A 16,127-nucleotide genomic window follows, 5' to 3' on the forward strand; every position below is an offset into this window, starting at 1 on the left:
CCATGCCGAAGGTACTGGTCATCGTCCCGTTCCCGATGGACGCGGACAACCTCGACAAGCGCCGGGCGCAGATGAAGTCGGTCCGGCTCGGCCCCGACATCGCCTTCGACTTCAAGCCGGTCGCCATCGCGCCCGCCAACTACGTCAGCGCGCAGGACGCCCTGCTCGCCGACATCGGGATCCTGGAGGCCGGGGCCGCGGCCCAGGCCGACGGCTACGACGCGGTGTGCATCGACACGGTCAGCGATTCCGGCATGAACGCGCTGCGCTCGATGCTCGACATCCCGGTGATCGGCCCGGGCCGGCACGCCATGCTGGCCGCCCTGATGCTCGGCGAGAAGTTCTCGGTGGTCTGTATGTGGGACCGCTGGCGGCCGCTCTACACCAAGACCCTGGCCGAGCTCGGGCTCGAGCACAAATGCGCGTCGATCCGCTCGGCCGACCTGCAGCCGAACAACCAGGAACTGCTGGGCGGCCGCGAGGACGAGGTGTTCCCGGTGCTGGTCGAGGTGGCGCTGCGATGCGTCGATGAGGACCGGGCCGACGTCATCGTCCTGGGGTCCACCACCATGCACGAGGCGCACGCCTACATGGCCGAGCGCCTGCCGGTGCCGGTGATCAACCCCGGGCCGCTCAGCTACCGGCTCGCCGACGCCGCCATCCGCCTGCGGCTGAGCCATTCCAAGACCACCTATCCGACCCCGCTGACCCCGCGCCCCGGCCCGATCGCCGCGATGGGCGCGGCGGCCCGATCCGTTAAGTCTCAGGCGCGATAGGACACGCCCCATGCCCAGGATCCTGGTGATCAACCCGTTCCCGCTGGACGAAGCCGGCGTCGCCCGGCGCGCCGCCCAGAGCGGCCATGTCGCCCTCGACCCCGGCACCGAGCTGGTGTACCGGCCGGTCAGGTTCAGCTCGGTGTCGTTCATGAGCCCGCACGACTGGCTGCTGATGGACCTCGGGGTCTACGAGGCCGGGCTGACCGCCGAGCAGGAGGGCTTCGACGCGGTCGTCATCGACACCATGAGCGACAGCGGCATGGCGGCCCTGCGCTCGGTGCTGTCGATCCCGGTGATCGGCCCCGGCAAGGCGTCGATGCTGTACGCCCTGACCCTGGGCGCGCGATTCTCGGTGCTGGCGCAGTGGAAGCCGGCGCTGCCGCGCTACCGCAAGGTGATCCGCGACTACGGCTTCGACCGGCAATGCGCGTCGGTGCGGTCGTTCGACGTCGAGCCGGATTTCGTGAACCTGACCGAGGGCAAGGAGGACCGGACCTTCCCGATCATGCTGGAGGTCGCGATGCGCTGCGTCGAGGAGGACGGCGCCGACGTGATCTGCCTCGGCTCCACCACCATGCACCAGGCCGCCGAGTACCTGGCCGAGCGCCTACCGGTGCCGCTGGTGAACCCCGGGCCGCTCAGCTACAAGCTGGCCGAGACCTTCCTGGCGGCCGGCCTCAGCCACAGCCGCAAGGCCTATGCCGCGCCGCTGGTCCGCAGGGACGAGTTGGTCCACGACATCGTCGCGGCCGCCTCCGGGGCCGGCACATGACCACGGTCGACAAGGATTTCGATCCCAAGACCCACCTGGCCGCGCCCCAGCGCTGGTTCGAGGACTTCGCGGTCGGCGAACGCTACCTGCTGCCCAGCCGCACCGTCACCGACGCCGACTTCGCGGCGTTCCGAACGGTGTCGGGCGACAACCACCCGATCCACTACGACGTCGAGTACTGCCGGGCCCGCGGCCTGCCGGGGCTGCTGGCGCACGGCCTGCAGGTCGCCTGCTTCGCCGCCGCCGGCGCCGGCCGGTTCCCGCACGAGACCTCGGACTCGCTGGTCGCCTTCCTGGAGCAGTCGTCGAAGTTCCTGGGCCCGGTGGTGGCCGGCGACACCCTGTACCCGGCGCTGGAGATCGCCGCGCTGACCCCGCAGCGAACCACCGGGGTCATCGCGATGTCCGCGACCATCCACAACCAGCGCCGCGAACTGGTCATGACCGGCGAGCACCGGTACCTGGTGAGGAAGCGGCCCTGACCGCGGCCGGCCGCGCTCCGGCTCAGCCCCGGCCGAGCGCGTAGAACTCGGCGTTCGGTCGCATGTCGGTGACGTTCGCCAGCCGGTTCGACAGGGCGAAGAATGCCGCGATGGCGGCGATGTCCCAGGCGTCCTCCTCGCTGAAACCATGGGCGGCCAGGGTTGCCAGGTCGTCGTCGCCGACGGTGTGCGCGGCCTGCGAGACCTTCACCGCGTAGTCGAGCATCGCCTTCTGCCGCCCGGTGATGTCCGCCTTGCGGTAGTTCACCGCGACCTGGTCGGCGATCAGCGGGTTCTTCGCCCGGACCCGCAGGATCGCCCCGTGCGCGATCACGCAGTACTGGCACTGGTTCAGGTTGGAGGTCGCGACCACGATCATCTCGCGTTCGGCCTTCGTCAGGTTGCCGGGCCGGTCCATCAGCGCGTCATGATAGGCGAAGAACGCCCGGAACTCCTCGGGCCGGTGGGCCATGACCAGGAAGACGTTCGGGATGAAGCCGGCCTTCTCCTGGACCGCGAGAATCCGCTCGCGGATGTCCGCCGGCATATCGCCGAGCGCCGGTACGGGGAAGCGGCCGATCCTAGGCTCGGTCGTCGTCATATGCGTGTCTCCATGGCGGTTTGTGCAGGACACCCGGGAAGCCGCACTCGGATGCCGTTGGTCCGCAGCCGTCGAGCTCGACCGGGATGCTCCTTTACGAGTTGTTAATGAGGCAATCGACATAAATGTGGTCCGTGAGGTCCTCGGCCGGAACCGGCCACGGACTCAGACTGCCGGAGCCGAGTGCTTGTCCATGGCCCTCCTGTCCAGCCCAGCGCGACCGCGGAAGGCGGTGGGGTTCCGGTGAGGCGTTACGGCCGTCCGGCCCTGGCGTTGCTCTCCTGCCTCGCTGTACTTCTCCTCGGTTTGAGTGCGCCGCGCGCCGAACCCGCCCCCGCCGAGCCCGCCCCCGCCGAACCCGCACCAACGGAGCGGGTGACCGTTCAGCTCCACTGGCTGCACCAGTTCGAATTCGCCGGCTTCTACATGGCGAAGCAGAAGGGTTTCTACCAGGCGGCCGGGCTGGACGTGGATCTCCTGCCGTTCCGGCCGGGAGACACGGATGTGGTCGGCACGGTGACGTCCGGCCGGGCCGAGTACGGGGTCGGCTACTCGTCGGTGCTCTACGACTACTTCAACGGCCGCCCGGTCGTCGCCCTCGCCGCCCTGCTGCAGGACTCGCCCCTTGTCCTGATGACCAGGGACGAGCCCGGCCTGCGGCAGCCGCAGGATCTTCGCGGCAGAAAGGTCATGATCGGCGGGGATGCGCTGAACTCCGCGTCGATCATGGCGCTGCTGTTCGCGCACGGGCTGGGCAAGAACGACATCATCCGCCAGGAGCACAGCTTCGACATCGGCGACCTGATCGCCGGGCGCACCGACGCCATGACCGCCTATCTCAGCAACGAGCCCTTCCACATGCAGGAACGGGGGGTCGGCTACCGGTTATTCGACCCGCAGGAGGCCGGCTTCTCGTTCTACGGCGACATCCTGTTCACCAGCCGGGACGAGGTCCAGAAACATCCCGAGCGGACCCGGGCCCTCGTCGACGCCACCCTGAAGGGCTGGGAGTACGCTTTCGCGCATATCGACGAGACCATCGGCGTCATCATGCGCGACTACAACACGCAGCGGAAATCCTACGAGAGCCTTCAGTTCGAGGCGAAGGCGCTGCAGCCGCTCGCCATCGGCGCCGAGAAGCGGATCGGCGAGTTCAACCTGCTGAAGCTGGAGAAGATCGCCGACGCCTATCGGCTCATGGGGCTCGGACTCCCGTCCCTGCGTCTCGAGGACTTCGTCTGGGAGGGCGCACGGAGCTGGGCCCGACGGCGGCCGACCTTCACCGACGCCGAGCGCCGGTTCATCGAGGCCATCGAGGTGAAGGTCGCGACAACGACCAACTGGGCTCCGTTCTCCTTCGTCGACTCCGATAGCGGCGCGGCCACCGGCATCGGCCAGGAGTTCTGGCAGAAGATTGTCGACACCGCCGGTCTCAGGCAGACACTGACGCCGTTCGACAGCTTCGTCGAGGAAGTCCAGCAACTCCGGAACCGCGCGCAGGACGTGATCTACAGCGCGGGTCTCACCAGGGAGCGCGAGGAGTTCGCGCTGTTCTCCAATCCCTACGCCTCGTTCCCGCTGGTGTTCGCCACGTCCAAGAACGAGAACTTCATCTCCAGTCCCGCCGCGCTGGACGGCAGGACGGTGGCGGTGGGCCGCAACTTCACGGCTCACAAGATGATGGCCGAGGCCTACCCGAATATCCGCTACCTGCCCGTGGACGACGTGGTGAGCGGGCTGCAGGCGGTCTCGAAGGGAGACGCCTATGCCTTCGTCGACGTCATGCCGGTGGTGGCGTACTCGATCAACACCTTCGGCTACACCAACCTGAAGATCTCCGGCGACACCGGCCTGATCTACGACCTTCGCGTGATGGTCCGAAAGGATTATCCGGAACTGGTCTCGATCGCGAACAAGGCGATTTCCCTGATCACGCCGGCGGAGAAAGCCCAGATCATCGACCACTGGGTCAACGTGGAATATCAGAGCGGCCCGAACATCTCGGAATACTGGCCGCACTTCGCCTTGGCCGGCGTCGGGTCGACGCTCCTGTTCCTGTGGCTGTTCGTGACCAAGATCCAGGCCGACCGGGCCAACCGGGCGAAATCCGAGTTCCTGGCGTTGATGAGCCACGACCTGCGTACCCCGCTCAACGCGGTGATCGGCTTCACCGACATGATGCGCGGCCAGGTCTTCGGCCCCCTGGGGCACCCGCGCTACGTCGAATACGCGCACGACATCCACTACAGCGGCACGTTGCTGGTCAGCCTGATCAACGACATCCTCGACCTGTCCAAGGTCGAAGCCGGAAAATACGAGCTGAGCGAAGAGGATCTCGATCTGCACGCCCTGGTCTCGGCCGCCATCTCCCAGTGCGCCGTCCTCGGCTACCGGTCACGCATCGTCGTCGAGAGCCGGACGCCGGAAGGGCTTCCGCAGTTGCGCGGCGATCGGCGGGTCCTGAACCAGATCCTCAACAACATCATTTCGAACGCGGTCAAGTTCTCGAAGGACGGGGGACGGGTCGAGGTTCGCGTCCGGCTCGACGACCGCGGCGCGCTCGTCGTCGAGGTCGAGGACAACGGCGACGGCATGTCCACGTCGGAACTGAAAAGGGCCCTGCGGCCGTTCGAACAGGCCGACAGGAACGACGTTCGCCGGGCCCAGGGAACCGGCCTGGGTCTCTATCTCTGCCACCGGTTCATGAAGCTGCTGTCCGGCCGGATCCAGATCGACAGCACCGTCGGCGTCGGCACCACGGTCGCGCTGGTGTTCCCGCCGGAACGCACCGTGAAGGCCTGACGGAACGCCCCTTCGTCAGATGATCTCGAAGTAGCGCTGCATCTCCCAGTCGGTGACGTGGCGGCGGAACTCGCGCTCCTCCCACTCCCGGGTGGCGGCGAAGTGCTCGACGAAGGCGTCGCCGAACAGGGCGCGGGCCGGCTTCGACTTCTTCAGGCGCTGGGCGGCGTCCCACAGGGTGCGAGGCAGCGCCAGCCTGGCCGGGTGCTTGCGGTCGTAGGCGTTGCCGACCACCGCCGGCCCGGGCTCGACCTTGTTCTCGATGCCCCACAGGCCGGAACCCAGGGCCGCCGCCATCGCCAGGTAGGGGTTGGAGTCGGCGCTGGCCACCCGGTACTCGACCCGCTGGGCGGCCGGCGAGCCGGTGATGACGCGCAACGCCGTCGTGCGGTTCTCGACCCCCCAGGTCGAATCGGTCGGCGCCCAGAACCCCGGGATCAGCCGGGTGTAGGCGTTCACCGTCGACGCGGTCATCGCCAGCAGCTCGGGCATCAGCGCCTGCTGGCCGCCGACGAACCAGCGCATGGCGTCGGACATGGTGTCCGCCGCCTTGGCGTCGTGGAACACCGGCGTGCCCGTGGCGTCGGTCAGCGACAGGTGGACGTGGCCGGACTGGCCCGGATAGTTCATCGACCACTTCGACATGAAGGTCGCCATGATCTCGTGGCGCTGGAAGAACACCTTGGCGAAGGTCTTGAACAGCGCCCCGCGGTCGGCCGCCTCGAGCGCGTCGCAGACCTGGATCGCCGCCTCCATGACGCCCGGGCCGGTCTCGGTGTGCAGCCCCTCGATCGGGATGCCCATCTGCTCCATCGCCTCGATGAAGCTGAGATGCAGGTCGGCATGCACCGACGAGCGCAGCGCCGAGTAGCCGAAGAAGCCGGGGGTCAGCGGCTTCAGGTCCTTGTAGTTCTTGGCGCGCACCGAGTCGGGCGTCTCGTCGAACAGGAAGAACTCGTACTCGCAGGCCGCCTTGACGCCGAAGCCCATGCCGGCGGCCTTGTCGATCATCCGGCGCAGCGTCGCGCGCGGGCAGACCGCCTCCCACTTGCCGGCGAACTCGCCCAGCAGGAACAGCATGTCGCCCTCGAACGGCACCTCGCGGCAGGTCTCCGGCAGCAGCCGCACCTCGGCGTCGGGATAGCCGGTGTGCCAGCCGGTGACCTGGACGTTGTCGTAGAGCTGGTCGTTGCTGTCCCAGCCCAGCACCACGTCGCAGAAGCCGAACCCCTTGTTCAGGGCGCCGGCGAACTTGTCGCGGCCCATCCACTTGCCGCGCAGGATGCCGTCGATGTCGAACACCCCGACCTTGACGTGGCTCAGCCGCCGCTCGTCCACCACTGCCAGCGCCTGCTCCGCGGTTTTGACCTCGCTCGGCTCCATGGGTCACAGTCTCCCGGTAAAGTCACCGGCGCCCCCGCGCCGCCCGCCCGCACTCTAGCCAGAACCACGGCGCCACCGGAAGCGCCGAACCCCGAGGGAAGGAACGCCATGACCGATCTCGCCGACCGGCTCGCCGCCTGCTACGCCAGTGCCGTGCACGACGTGCTGCGTGCCAGGGGCTACGGCAACCAGGTGCTGCCGACCTCGATCCGGGCGCTCGACCCGACCCGGCGGGTCGCCGGCGAGGTCTACACGATCTCCGGCCATGTCGATCAGACCCTGTCGCGCCACGAGACCCTGCTGCGCTGGAGCCGGGTGCTCTCGCAGGTGCCCGGCGGCAAGGTCCTGGTGTGCCAGCCCAACACCAAGGCGATCGCGCTGATGGGCGAGCTGTCGGCCCAGGCGCTGACGGTCAAGAAGACCCGCGGCTACGTGGTCGACGGCCACTGCCGCGACACCGACTTCATCCTGGAGATGGGCTTCCCGGTGTACTGCGAGGCCAACACCCCGGCCGACATCGTCGAGCGCTGGACCTACGACTCCCTGGGCGAGCCGGTGACCATCGGCACGGTCACGATCCGCTCCGGCGACTGGCTGCTCGGCGACCGCGACGGCGTGGTCATCATCCCCCAGGAGATCGCCGAGGAGACGGTGGCCGAGACCGAGGCCGTGATGAGCACCGAGGGCGAGATGCGCAAGGCCATCATCGACGGCATGGACCCGGAGCGGGCCTACCTGAAGTTCGGGAAGTTCTGAGCGACACGGCACGGTCGCATCGAGGCAATCGCAGCGCGTAGGTCGGGATGCTGCTACCGGACTGACGGTCGCCGACCCGGCATCGGCGCCGGGCGCCTCGTCGCCCGTCGGAACGGATCCCCGAGCCCGAAACGACGACGCCCGCCTTGCGGCGGGCGTCGGAACTCTCGGAGCGGCAGGCCGGTCAGGCGGCGATGCGCGCCTGCACCTTGGCGATCCGCTTCTTCAGGCGCCGGGCCTCCAGCGACAGGTCGGCCACCTTCGCCTTGGCGAGGAAGGCGTCGAGGCCGCCGTTGTGCTCGATCGTCCGGATCGCGTGGGTCGACAGCCGCAGGCGGATCATCTGGCCGAGCGCATCGGACAGCAGCGCCGTCTCCTGCAGATTCGGCAGGAAGCGCCGACGGGTCCTGTTGTTGGCGTGGCTGACGTTGTTGCCGGTCATCACGCCCTTGCCGGTCACCTGGCAGCGTCGCGCCATGGGTCGCTCCTTCGTCTCGGTCCGGGGGCCGGATGCCGCCGCGAACCACACAAACTGGGACGCCGCCCGAGGTCAGGCGGCGAAGAGCGGGCGGTATACGCGACCCGCCTGCGGGCGTCAAGCGGGCGGAGATGCCGTTCGAACCGCCGGAGCGGCCGGGCGCGCCGCGACCTCCGGTGACACCGCGGGATTGACGCAGATCATGGCCGCGACCGGCGGCCGAGGCCAGCGTTCGTGCGGGCAATGGACCGCTCGCACGGTACCGGGCGAGCGGTCCGGCCCCGGTAGAGCCGGCAGCGGTTGCGGTGCGGCGGATGCGGGACCCGAGGGAGGAAGCGATGGCCGAGGATGCGTCGCGGGCCAGCCGGTTCGAGCGGAGGATCGGCCGGCCTGAAGACTTCACGGCCCGATGAGCGAGTACCGCCAGGACGGGACCACCGGCGCCTGGGTCGTGATCGCGCCCGAGCGCAACCGGCGACCGCTGAGTCACGGCAAGGCGGCGGGCCATCCTGGTCCGGGTCACGGGGGCGCCTGCCCATTCTGTCCGGGCAACGAGCGCCTGTTGCCGCCGATCATCGAACAGGCGGCGGCCGACGGCACGCCGGGCTGGTCGACGCGGGTCGTGCCGAACAAGCACCCGGCGCTGCAGCCGAAGGGCGATATCGGCCCGCTGACCGTGAGTCATCAGCAGCGGCTGGCCGGCTTCGGCTATCACGAGGTCATCATCGAGTCGCCCCGCCACGACAGCGGTCTCGCGACCTTCTCGGATCCTGAACTGGCAGCCGTCATCCGCACCTGGCAGGCCCGCTACGCCGAGCTGTCGGCACGGCCCGGCATCGAGGCGGCCTTCGTGTATCGCCGGTTCGGGGGCGCTTCCGGCGGCTCGCTGTCCCACCCGCATTCGCAGGTCATCGCGACCGCGATCGTGCCGCCCTGGGTCGCGGTGCAGGCCGGCTGGGCCCGCGAACGGCACGCCCAGGTCGGCCGCTGCGCGACCTGCGAGGAACTCGGCCACGAAGCGAGCGACGGCCAGCGCGTGATCGAGGTGACCAGGCGGTTCCTGGTGGCGGTGCCGTTCGCCGCCAAGAGCCCCTTCGAGCTGCGCGTCACGCCGTTCCGCCACCAGCCGTCCTTCGCCGACGCGACGGCGGCCGAGATCGAGGATCTGGGACCGATCCTGCGGCGGGCCGCGGCCAGGCTGCGGGCTGCGCTCGGCAATCGCACCTGCAACCTGGTGATCGGCTCGGCCGCGTCGCACGCGCTCGACCCCGCCAGCGCCCACTGGTCGCTCAGCATCGTCCCGGACCTGTTGCGCCCCCACGGCTTCGAGCTCGGCTCCGGCCTGCCGGTCAACCCCTCCCGCCCGGAGGACGACGCGGCGGCACTGCGTTCCGCGCGGGTCGACTGAAGCGGCCGGCCGGCTCAGCCGATCAGGATGTCGAAGCTGTTGAGGCTCGCCACCGAATAGTTCTGCAGCGTGACGGAATGCCCGCCGCCGAGGTCGATCACCACGTCGGTCCCGCTCTGGGTCGCCCGCGCGATCACGTCGGAGGCACTGGCGATCCCGGACGAGTTCACGTTGCTCTGCACCACCAGGTAGTCGGTGAAGAAGGTGAAATCGGAGATCGTGTCGTTGCCCGTGGTCTCGGCCATGTAGAACCGGTCGAAGCCGTCGCCGCCGATCAGCAGGTCGTCGCCGCGGTTGCCGTACAGCGTGTCGTCGCCGCTGCCGCCGCTCATGGTGTCGTTGTCCTGCCCGCCGAACATCTTGTCCGCCGAGGCACCGCCGCTCAGCAGGTCGCCGCCATGGTTGCCGTAGATCAGGTCCTGGCCGTTGCCGCCGACCACCGTATCGGCCCCGACCCGATAGGCGAGCGGCTGGTCGCTCAGGGAACCGCTGCTCTGCGGCCCGTCGTTCTGACCGCCGTAGAGGGTGTCGTTTCCGCTGCCGCCGCTCAGCAGGTCGGAGCCGATGTTGCCGTAGACAAGGTCGTTGCCGTCGCCGGCCAGCACCGTGTCGGTACCGGACCCGGCCGCCACCCCGTCATTGCCGCCGAACACCGCGATGTAGTCGGCGCCGTCGCGGGCGTGGATGTACTGGGTGCCGCTGTCGCCGCTGAAGGTCTCCGCGGAATCGCTGCCGAAGGTCAGGTTGCCGATCGTGCCGGTGCCGGAGAAGCCATAGAGGTAGCGCGCCGCCAGGATGTCGTAAGGACCCACGGACGTCGGGTAGACCACGCTGCCGTCGGTGTACGACATCACCGTGTTGTCGGTGTTGTCGACGCTGCTCGACAGATACGGCCCCTCGTCGCTGGACGAATACGCACCGGGATGCTTGAGGCCGATGGCGTGCCCGACCTCGTGCATCAGCGTCAGGTAGCCGAAGCCACCGACCTCCGGGCTGGTGTTGTAGGAGAACAGGTTGCTGATCCAGACGTCGCCGCCGATCGCGCTGGCCGACGGGTAGTAGGCGTAGCCGGCCGAATCGGTCTGCGCGTTGGAGCCGAACCGGATGGTCCCGCCGTCACCGGCGTCGGCGACCTCCACGAAGCTGATGGTGGCGACGTCCGACCACTCGGCCAGGGCCAGGCGGGCCGCCGCCTTCATGGTGGCGTTGAACTCCGCGAAGGTGGTGTCGCCGCTGTTGTAGCTCGGGTTGGCGCTCATGAAGGAATAGGTGACCGTGACCGCCTCGCCCATCAGGTTGGACGAGCCCCACTTGTAGGCCGTGCCGGCCACCAGGGCGTCGATGGTGCCGTCGCCCGAGGATTCCGACGTCGACAGCGCATGGCGGGTCTGGTCGAAGAAGACGGGTCCGCCGGAGCCGGTGAACGCGCCGCCCGCCCCGCAACCGGCGCATCCGCACAATCCGACCGAGGCGAGCTCCAGAACGTGCCCGAAGCTCATGCCGTCACCCATCCGTGGTTTCCCCGATCATGCTGGGGGTGGCGACCGGGGGGGTCAAGGAGATTGCCGCCGCCCCGTCGCCGTCGCGGTCGCGCGTCGCCGTTGTCAGGCATCTCCGACTCGGATACAGCGGAACGCTGCCAATGGAGCCGAGCCGATGCCCCTGAAACCGAGTGCCCAGCGTGTCCAGGACCTGCTCGCTGCGCGCGGCCTGGCCCTGACGGTCGTCGAGATGCCGGACTCCACGCGAACCTCGGCCGAGGCCGCCGCCGCCTGCGGCTGCACGGTCGCGCAGATCGGCAAGTCGATGGTGTTCCGCGCGGCGGACAGCGGCCGGCCGGTGCTGGCGGTCGCGAGCGGCGTGAACCGGGTCGACGAGAAGAAGCTGGCCGCCGCCCTGGGAGAGCCGCTCGGCCGCGCCGACCCCGACTTCGTCCGCGCCTCGACCGGCTACGCGATCGGCGGCGTCGCGCCGATCGGCCACACGGTCGCCCCGAAGGTCTATCTCGATGCCGACCTGATGGCGCTGGAGCGGATCTGGTGCGCGGCCGGCACCCCGAACGCGGTGTTCGAGCTGACCCCGGCGGACCTGCTGGCGATCACCGGCGGCACCGTGCTCGATCTCCGGAAGGACTGACCCTTCGTGGCCCTGCGCTGCGCTTCGGGCGCCTCAGGGCGAAAGATCCAGGATATCGGCGCAAGACGCATTGCCCTGTCGCCCTGAGGTGCCTGTCACCCTGAGGTGCCCGTCGCCCTGCGACGGGCCTCGAAGGGTCAGCCGGTGCTCTCGTAGGCGATCGGCGGCAGCTGCGGCCCGACCCGCACGCTCGGCCCGGCCATCACCATCTTCGCCTTCACCGGCGACGACAGCACGATCGAGGTGGTGGTCTCGCCGTAGGTGCGGAGCTGGGCGATCACATGCTCCAGATGCACCATCGACGACACGATGACCTTGATCATGTAGCTGTCCTGGCCGGTCACGTGATGGCACTCCTGCACTTCGGCCAGGGTGTGCGCCATGGTGGCGATCCGGTTGTGGTGCTCGCCGGTCACCTTGAGATGGATGAACGCCGTCGTCGGATAGCCGAGCTTGGACGGCTCGACCAGCGCGCGGTAGCCGGTGATGACCCCGGAGTCCTCCATGCGGCGCACCCGCTCGGCCACCGCCGGCGACGACAGCCCGACCCGGCGGCCCAGCTCGCTGTAGGACAGCCGGGCGTCTTCCTGCAGAACCCGAAGCAGTTGCCAGCCGACCTTGTCGAGCTGGCCTTCAAGCTCCCCCGCCATTGCCTAAATCCTTTAAATTTCAATAGCGTAATTATTGTATTGGATTCCCGTACGACGCACAAGAACTAGCCGGAAGAGCCCAAGTCCTCGTCGATCCCCCGGCATTGTCGAGCGGACTCCCGATCAGGCGCCAACATGGTTAACATGGCCGGGTGACTGGGTTCCACCGATCGCAGACCCTGAGATCTCATGATCTCCTGGAGCGAGGAGGCCGCGCTGACGAGCCACAGCAACACCTGTCACCGGCTGCGCCGGAACGTGACGATCACCGGCCGGCGCACCAGCGTCAGCCTGGAAGGCCATGTCTGGGACGGCCTGCTCGAGGTCTGCCGCCGCGAGGCGATCGGCATCGACGCGCTGTGCACCGAGGTCGACCGCCACCGCGACCGCTCGTCGATGTCGTCCTCGCTGCGGGTCTTCCTGCTGCTGTACTTCCGGACCATGGCCGAGGTCCTCGAGCATCGTCCGGACGACCGCGACGGCCTGCTGGGCACCACCCTGGACGTGTTCAGAACCGGCGAGCGCACCGGCCAGGCCGCCTGACCGGGAGCCGCTACCAGCCCAGCCGGTCGGCGACCCAGAGCGGCTGCGGCCCGGGCACCGCCAGGAACGCCCGCAGCCGCTCGTCGGCCAGGCGGCCGGCGACCAGCAGGTCGTCGCAATGCACCCCGTCGGCCAGCATCAGCGAATCGAGGCCGGCGGCGACCGCGCCGGCCACGTCGGTCGCCCGGTTGTCGCCGACCACCAGGACCCGGTCCGGCCGCGCGCCCAGCACCTCGATCGAGCGCGCGAACACCGGCGCATGCGGCTTGCCGTGGTAGTGCACGCGCCCGCCCAGCTCCTCGTAGCGCTGCGCCAGGGCGCCGGCATGGATCATCTTGACGCCCTGCTCGTAGACCACCTTGTCGGGGTTGGCGCAGATCATCGCCAGGCCGCGCGCGGCGCCGCGGGCCAGCGCCGCCTCGTAGTCGGCGACCGTGTCCAGGCCGCTGCGCGGGCCGGCGTTGAGGATCCAGTCGGCCGCCTCCAGCTCCGGCGTCGACTCGAACCCGGTGCCCGGCAGGATATGCGCGAACCGGCCGGGGTCGAAGCCGAAGGCCAGCGGGCCGAGGCCGGCATGGAAATCGTCCGGCCGGTCGCGCAGATGGCGGTGGCACTCGCCGCCGGAGGTGATCACCTCGCGGTACAGCGCCGCCGGGATGCCGATGCCGTCCAGGCGCTCGGCGACCACCGCCGCCGGGCGCGGCGAGTTCGACAGCACCACCACCGCCTTGCCGGCCGCCGCCAGCCGCTGCAGCACCGCCACCGCCTGCGGATAGGCGGCACCGCCGTCGTACAGCGTGCCCCAGACGTCGAACACGAAGCCGTCGTAGCGGTCGGCGATCGCCGCCAGGCCGTCGATCCTCTCGAACATGCGTTCCTCGTGGTGTGTCAGCGGGACCCGGCCAGCGGCCGCGGCTCCCCGAAAAGGTATCCCTGGCCAAAGTCGACGCGCAGTTCCAGCATGTCGAGCAGCATGTCCTCGCTCTCGATCTTCTCGACGATCAGGTCCATGGCGTTGCGGTCGAGCGCGCCCTTCAGCGCCCGCATGTCCAGGATCGGGTCGTCGCCGCGCGCCAGCTCGTGCAGCATGTGGGCGCCGACCTTGATGTAGCGGAAGCCCTGGGAGGCCAGGTCCTCCAGGTCCAGGTCCATGTCGGTCACCTGGTCGAGCGAGAACCGGTAGCCGAAGCCGCGCAGGCGCTGCAGGTTCACCCGCGACACGTAGTCGCCGACGGCGATGCTGGCCTGGTCGAACTCGAAGATCAGGGTCTCGGCGAGCTGCCGGTTCTCCGCCATGAAGGCGATGAAGTCCTGGAAGAAGTCGGCGTCCGCCAGCGACTCGCTGGAGATGTTGCAGAAGAACCCGACGTCCGGCTGGTCGCGGCGGGCCCGGCGCACCAGCTGCACGCAGCGCACCAGCAGCAGGTTGTCGATCGCCGCCACCAGCCCGGCCCGTTCCGCCACCGGGATATACTGCTCGGGCATGATCAGCCGGCCGCCCTCGGTGACGATCCGCGAGAAGCACTCGTAGAACCGGCGCCGGCGCTGCGGCAGGCTGACCACCGGCTGCAGGTACAGCTCGACCTTCTCCTCGCGCAGGCCGCGCTCGACCGCCTCCAGCAGCTGGGCCTCGCCCAGCACCACCGCCGGCGCGGTCGCGTGCTTGATCTCGGCGCCGGTGCCGGCCCTGGAATCCGGGGCCGCCAGCACCTTGCCGACCGCCGCCTCCTTCTTCTCCGACAGCTGCCGCAGCAGCCCGCCCAGCACCTTCAGCTCGGACGACAGCTTCTCGGCGTCCGGCATGTCGTCGAGCCGGATCCGCATGGTGTCGAGCTCGGCCCGGGCCGCCTCGACCTCGACATGCAGGCCGTCGACGTCGCGGGTCAGCTCGCGGACCCGGGTCTCCAGAACCCGCGCCCGCAGCCGCTGGGCGACCGCGACGTGCAGCACCGCGCAGAACACCGCGAGGCCGCCGCCGGCCGCGACCACGATCGCCGGCGCAAGCCCGAGCCAGTCGGCCGCGACGGCGGCGACACCGGCGAGCGCGAGATAGACGACGGCGATCAGGACGTGGCCGAGTATGGCGATGCTCCTATCCGTGTGCGAGCCGCTCGGCGTCCCGGCCGACCGCGTCCTCGATGCGGGTGAGGCCGTCCGCCCGCATCAGCGCCGCAAGCTCGTCGCGGATCCGGCGGAACAGCCCCGGACCGTTATACACCAGCGCCGTGTACAGCTGCACCAGCCGGGCGCCGGCCCGGATCTTGGCATAGGCGGTGGCGCCGTCCTCGATCCCGCCGACCCCGACCAGCGGCAGCCGGCCGGCGGCCGCCAGGTGGGCCCGCGCCAGCACCCGGGTCGACGGGTCGAACAGCGGCCGGCCGCTCAGGCCGCCGGTCTCGGCCCGCGCCGCGCCGCGCAGCGACTCGGGCCGGGCGACCGTGGTGTTCGACACGATCAGGCCGTCTATGCCCTGCGCCACCGCGGTCTCGACGATCGCCTCGAGCTGGCCGTCGGACAGGTCGGGCGCGATCTTCAGCAGCACCGGCGGCGCGTTCAGACCGCAGGCCTCGCCGCGCGCCTGCAGCGCCGCCGCCAGCAGCCGGCCGAGCTGGCCCTCGCCCTGCAGGTCGCGCAGCCCCGGGGTGTTCGGCGACGACACGTTGATGGTCACGTAGTCGGCCAGGGGGGCCAGCATCCGCATGCCGTAGACGTAGTCGTCGACCGGGTCGGGCGTGTCCTTGTTGGCGCCGATGTTGATGCCGACGATCCCGGTGCGGCGCTCGCGGTGCGCGAGCCGGGCCGCCGCCGCCTCCAGCCCGTCGTTGTTGAAGCCGTTGCGGTTGATCACCGCGCGGTCCTCGGGCAGCCGGAACAGCCGGGGCCGCGGGTTGCCGGCCTGCGGGCGCGGCGTGACGGTGCCGACCTCGACCGCCCCGACCCCGAGTCGCAGCAGCCCGCGCCAGCACTCCGCCGACTTGTCGAAGCCGGCGGCCAGGCAGACCGGGTGCGGGAAGTCGAGGCCCAGCACCCGCTGCCCCAGCCCGGCCGGCACCGGCGAGCGGTCGAGCGGCCCCAGCCCGGCGCCGAGGCTGCGGACGGTGAGGCGGTGCGCGGTCTCCGGGTCGAGGCAGCGCAGCGCCGGCATGGCGAGATCGAACAGCGTCATGGCGCCGGACGGTAGTCGGCGCGGCGGGCGGCGGCAAGCGGGTGGGTGGGGGTGAGCGACGGGTTCGACCCTAAGGGGTCGTTTGCTCGTTGGACGCTCCTAAGGTCAACGGCGCAGGAGCAGACGTTCGCACCGGCCCCGTTGCTGTCCGTCACGCACCGTTTGACCGAG

Annotated in this window: 16 protein-coding genes; 8 read left to right on the forward strand and 8 right to left on the reverse strand. The window is 69.6% G+C overall.

Features of this window, described 5'->3' with window-relative positions:
* Positions 1 to 2 precede the first annotated feature (2 nt).
* From RIC31_RS15185 to RIC31_RS15195, 3 genes are read left to right on the forward strand one after another with little or no spacing between them, the layout of a single operon-like run.
* Positions 3 to 776 carry an aspartate/glutamate racemase family protein gene (locus RIC31_RS15185; RefSeq protein ID WP_350109215.1) on the forward strand — a complete coding sequence of 258 codons (774 nt, stop codon included), beginning with the start codon at positions 3 to 5 and terminating at the stop codon, positions 774 to 776.
* A gap of 10 nt (positions 777 to 786) precedes the next feature.
* A complete protein-coding gene (locus RIC31_RS15190) occupies positions 787 to 1,551 on the forward strand; it encodes an aspartate/glutamate racemase family protein (RefSeq protein WP_350109218.1) in 765 nt (254 codons plus the stop codon).
* Complete coding sequence (locus RIC31_RS15195) at positions 1,548 to 2,033, forward strand: MaoC family dehydratase (protein ID WP_350109221.1); 486 nt, start codon at positions 1,548 to 1,550, stop codon at positions 2,031 to 2,033. The genes RIC31_RS15190 and RIC31_RS15195 overlap by 4 nt, the downstream gene beginning before the upstream one ends.
* Positions 2,034 to 2,055: 22 nt before the next feature.
* Here RIC31_RS15195 and RIC31_RS15200 read toward each other — a convergent pair whose 3' ends face one another.
* Positions 2,056 to 2,634, reverse strand: coding sequence for a peroxidase-related enzyme (locus RIC31_RS15200; protein ID WP_350109224.1), 579 nt, complete (start codon positions 2,632 to 2,634; stop codon positions 2,056 to 2,058).
* A 375-nt stretch (positions 2,635 to 3,009) separates the two neighbouring features.
* Here RIC31_RS15200 and RIC31_RS15205 point away from each other — a divergent pair, with 375 nt between their 5' ends.
* The gene (locus tag RIC31_RS15205) at positions 3,010 to 5,436 is read left to right on the forward strand and encodes an ABC transporter substrate-binding protein (RefSeq protein WP_350109227.1); all 2,427 of its coding nucleotides are present in this window, start codon (positions 3,010 to 3,012) and stop codon (positions 5,434 to 5,436) included.
* A 15-nt stretch (positions 5,437 to 5,451) separates the two neighbouring features.
* On the opposite strand, the gene RIC31_RS15210 is transcribed toward RIC31_RS15205, so the two are convergent.
* Complete coding sequence (locus RIC31_RS15210) at positions 5,452 to 6,819, reverse strand: glutamine synthetase family protein (protein ID WP_350109230.1); 1,368 nt, start codon at positions 6,817 to 6,819, stop codon at positions 5,452 to 5,454.
* Between the two features lie 108 nt (positions 6,820 to 6,927).
* Between RIC31_RS15210 and RIC31_RS15215 the strand changes: the two genes are divergently transcribed.
* Entirely contained in the window at positions 6,928 to 7,575 is a 648-nt protein-coding gene (locus tag RIC31_RS15215; protein ID WP_350109233.1) for an RraA family protein, read from the forward strand.
* 184 nt (positions 7,576 to 7,759) lie between these two features.
* On the opposite strand, the gene rpmB is transcribed toward RIC31_RS15215, so the two are convergent.
* Entirely contained in the window at positions 7,760 to 8,053 is a 294-nt protein-coding gene (gene rpmB, locus RIC31_RS15220) for a 50S ribosomal protein L28 (RefSeq protein ID WP_350109236.1), read from the reverse strand.
* A 409-nt stretch (positions 8,054 to 8,462) separates the two neighbouring features.
* On the opposite strand from rpmB, the gene RIC31_RS15225 reads away from it, so the two are divergent.
* Positions 8,463 to 9,461 (forward strand): galactose-1-phosphate uridylyltransferase, encoded by a 999-nt coding sequence (locus tag RIC31_RS15225; RefSeq protein WP_350109239.1) that lies wholly within the window; start codon positions 8,463 to 8,465, stop codon positions 9,459 to 9,461.
* A 14-nt stretch (positions 9,462 to 9,475) separates the two neighbouring features.
* Here the strand turns inward: RIC31_RS15225 and RIC31_RS15230 are convergent, their stop codons facing one another.
* The gene (locus RIC31_RS15230) at positions 9,476 to 10,972 is read right to left on the reverse strand and encodes a matrixin family metalloprotease (protein ID WP_350109242.1); all 1,497 of its coding nucleotides are present in this window, start codon (positions 10,970 to 10,972) and stop codon (positions 9,476 to 9,478) included.
* A gap of 145 nt (positions 10,973 to 11,117) precedes the next feature.
* Here RIC31_RS15230 and RIC31_RS15235 point away from each other — a divergent pair, with 145 nt between their 5' ends.
* Positions 11,118 to 11,597 carry a YbaK/EbsC family protein gene (locus tag RIC31_RS15235; RefSeq protein ID WP_350109245.1) on the forward strand — a complete coding sequence of 160 codons (480 nt, stop codon included), beginning with the start codon at positions 11,118 to 11,120 and terminating at the stop codon, positions 11,595 to 11,597.
* A 137-nt stretch (positions 11,598 to 11,734) separates the two neighbouring features.
* Here RIC31_RS15235 and RIC31_RS15240 read toward each other — a convergent pair whose 3' ends face one another.
* Positions 11,735 to 12,247 (reverse strand): Lrp/AsnC family transcriptional regulator, encoded by a 513-nt coding sequence (locus tag RIC31_RS15240; RefSeq protein ID WP_350109248.1) that lies wholly within the window; start codon positions 12,245 to 12,247, stop codon positions 11,735 to 11,737.
* Positions 12,248 to 12,436: 189 nt separating this feature from the next.
* On the opposite strand from RIC31_RS15240, the gene RIC31_RS15245 reads away from it, so the two are divergent.
* Positions 12,437 to 12,790 carry a ribbon-helix-helix domain-containing protein gene (locus tag RIC31_RS15245; protein ID WP_350109251.1) on the forward strand — a complete coding sequence of 118 codons (354 nt, stop codon included), beginning with the start codon at positions 12,437 to 12,439 and terminating at the stop codon, positions 12,788 to 12,790.
* 10 nt (positions 12,791 to 12,800) lie between these two features.
* Here the strand turns inward: RIC31_RS15245 and RIC31_RS15250 are convergent, their stop codons facing one another.
* The 3 genes from RIC31_RS15250 to RIC31_RS15260 form a co-directional block, all read right to left on the reverse strand.
* Positions 12,801 to 13,661, reverse strand: coding sequence for a TIGR01459 family HAD-type hydrolase (locus RIC31_RS15250; protein WP_350109253.1), 861 nt, complete (start codon positions 13,659 to 13,661; stop codon positions 12,801 to 12,803).
* Positions 13,662 to 13,678: 17 nt separating this feature from the next.
* Positions 13,679 to 14,779: an EAL domain-containing protein gene (locus RIC31_RS15255; RefSeq protein WP_350109256.1), complete on the reverse strand. Its 1,101-nt coding sequence runs from the start codon at positions 14,777 to 14,779 to the stop codon at positions 13,679 to 13,681.
* A 103-nt stretch (positions 14,780 to 14,882) separates the two neighbouring features.
* A complete protein-coding gene (locus RIC31_RS15260; RefSeq protein ID WP_350109259.1) occupies positions 14,883 to 15,956 on the reverse strand; it encodes a quinone-dependent dihydroorotate dehydrogenase in 1,074 nt (357 codons plus the stop codon).
* Positions 15,957 to 16,127: the final 171 nt, after the last annotated feature.

Origin of the sequence: Thalassobaculum sp., from assembly GCF_040219615.1 — a bacterium.
Classification (GTDB): Bacteria; Pseudomonadota; Alphaproteobacteria; order Thalassobaculales; family Thalassobaculaceae; genus Thalassobaculum_A.

Bases quoted from the DNA above. Each gene is read 5' to 3' on its own strand.
- RIC31_RS15185 (WP_350109215.1), top strand. From the start codon at position 3: ATGCCGAAGGTACTGGTCATCGTCCCGTTCCCGATGGACGCGGACAAC.
- RIC31_RS15190 (WP_350109218.1), top strand. From the start codon at position 787: ATGCCCAGGATCCTGGTGATCAACCCGTTCCCGCTGGACGAAGCCGGC.
- RIC31_RS15195 (WP_350109221.1), top strand. From the start codon at position 1,548: ATGACCACGGTCGACAAGGATTTCGATCCCAAGACCCACCTGGCCGCG.
- RIC31_RS15200 (WP_350109224.1), bottom strand. From the start codon at position 2,634: ATGACGACGACCGAGCCTAGGATCGGCCGCTTCCCCGTACCGGCGCTC.
- RIC31_RS15210 (WP_350109230.1), bottom strand. From the start codon at position 6,819: ATGGAGCCGAGCGAGGTCAAAACCGCGGAGCAGGCGCTGGCAGTGGTG.
- RIC31_RS15215 (WP_350109233.1), top strand. From the start codon at position 6,928: ATGACCGATCTCGCCGACCGGCTCGCCGCCTGCTACGCCAGTGCCGTG.
- rpmB (WP_350109236.1), bottom strand. From the start codon at position 8,053: ATGGCGCGACGCTGCCAGGTGACCGGCAAGGGCGTGATGACCGGCAAC.
- RIC31_RS15225 (WP_350109239.1), top strand. From the start codon at position 8,463: ATGAGCGAGTACCGCCAGGACGGGACCACCGGCGCCTGGGTCGTGATC.
- RIC31_RS15230 (WP_350109242.1), bottom strand. From the start codon at position 10,972: ATGGGTGACGGCATGAGCTTCGGGCACGTTCTGGAGCTCGCCTCGGTC.
- RIC31_RS15235 (WP_350109245.1), top strand. From the start codon at position 11,118: ATGCCCCTGAAACCGAGTGCCCAGCGTGTCCAGGACCTGCTCGCTGCG.
- RIC31_RS15240 (WP_350109248.1), bottom strand. From the start codon at position 12,247: ATGGCGGGGGAGCTTGAAGGCCAGCTCGACAAGGTCGGCTGGCAACTG.
- RIC31_RS15245 (WP_350109251.1), top strand. From the start codon at position 12,437: ATGATCTCCTGGAGCGAGGAGGCCGCGCTGACGAGCCACAGCAACACC.
- RIC31_RS15250 (WP_350109253.1), bottom strand. From the start codon at position 13,661: ATGTTCGAGAGGATCGACGGCCTGGCGGCGATCGCCGACCGCTACGAC.
- RIC31_RS15260 (WP_350109259.1), bottom strand. From the start codon at position 15,956: ATGACGCTGTTCGATCTCGCCATGCCGGCGCTGCGCTGCCTCGACCCG.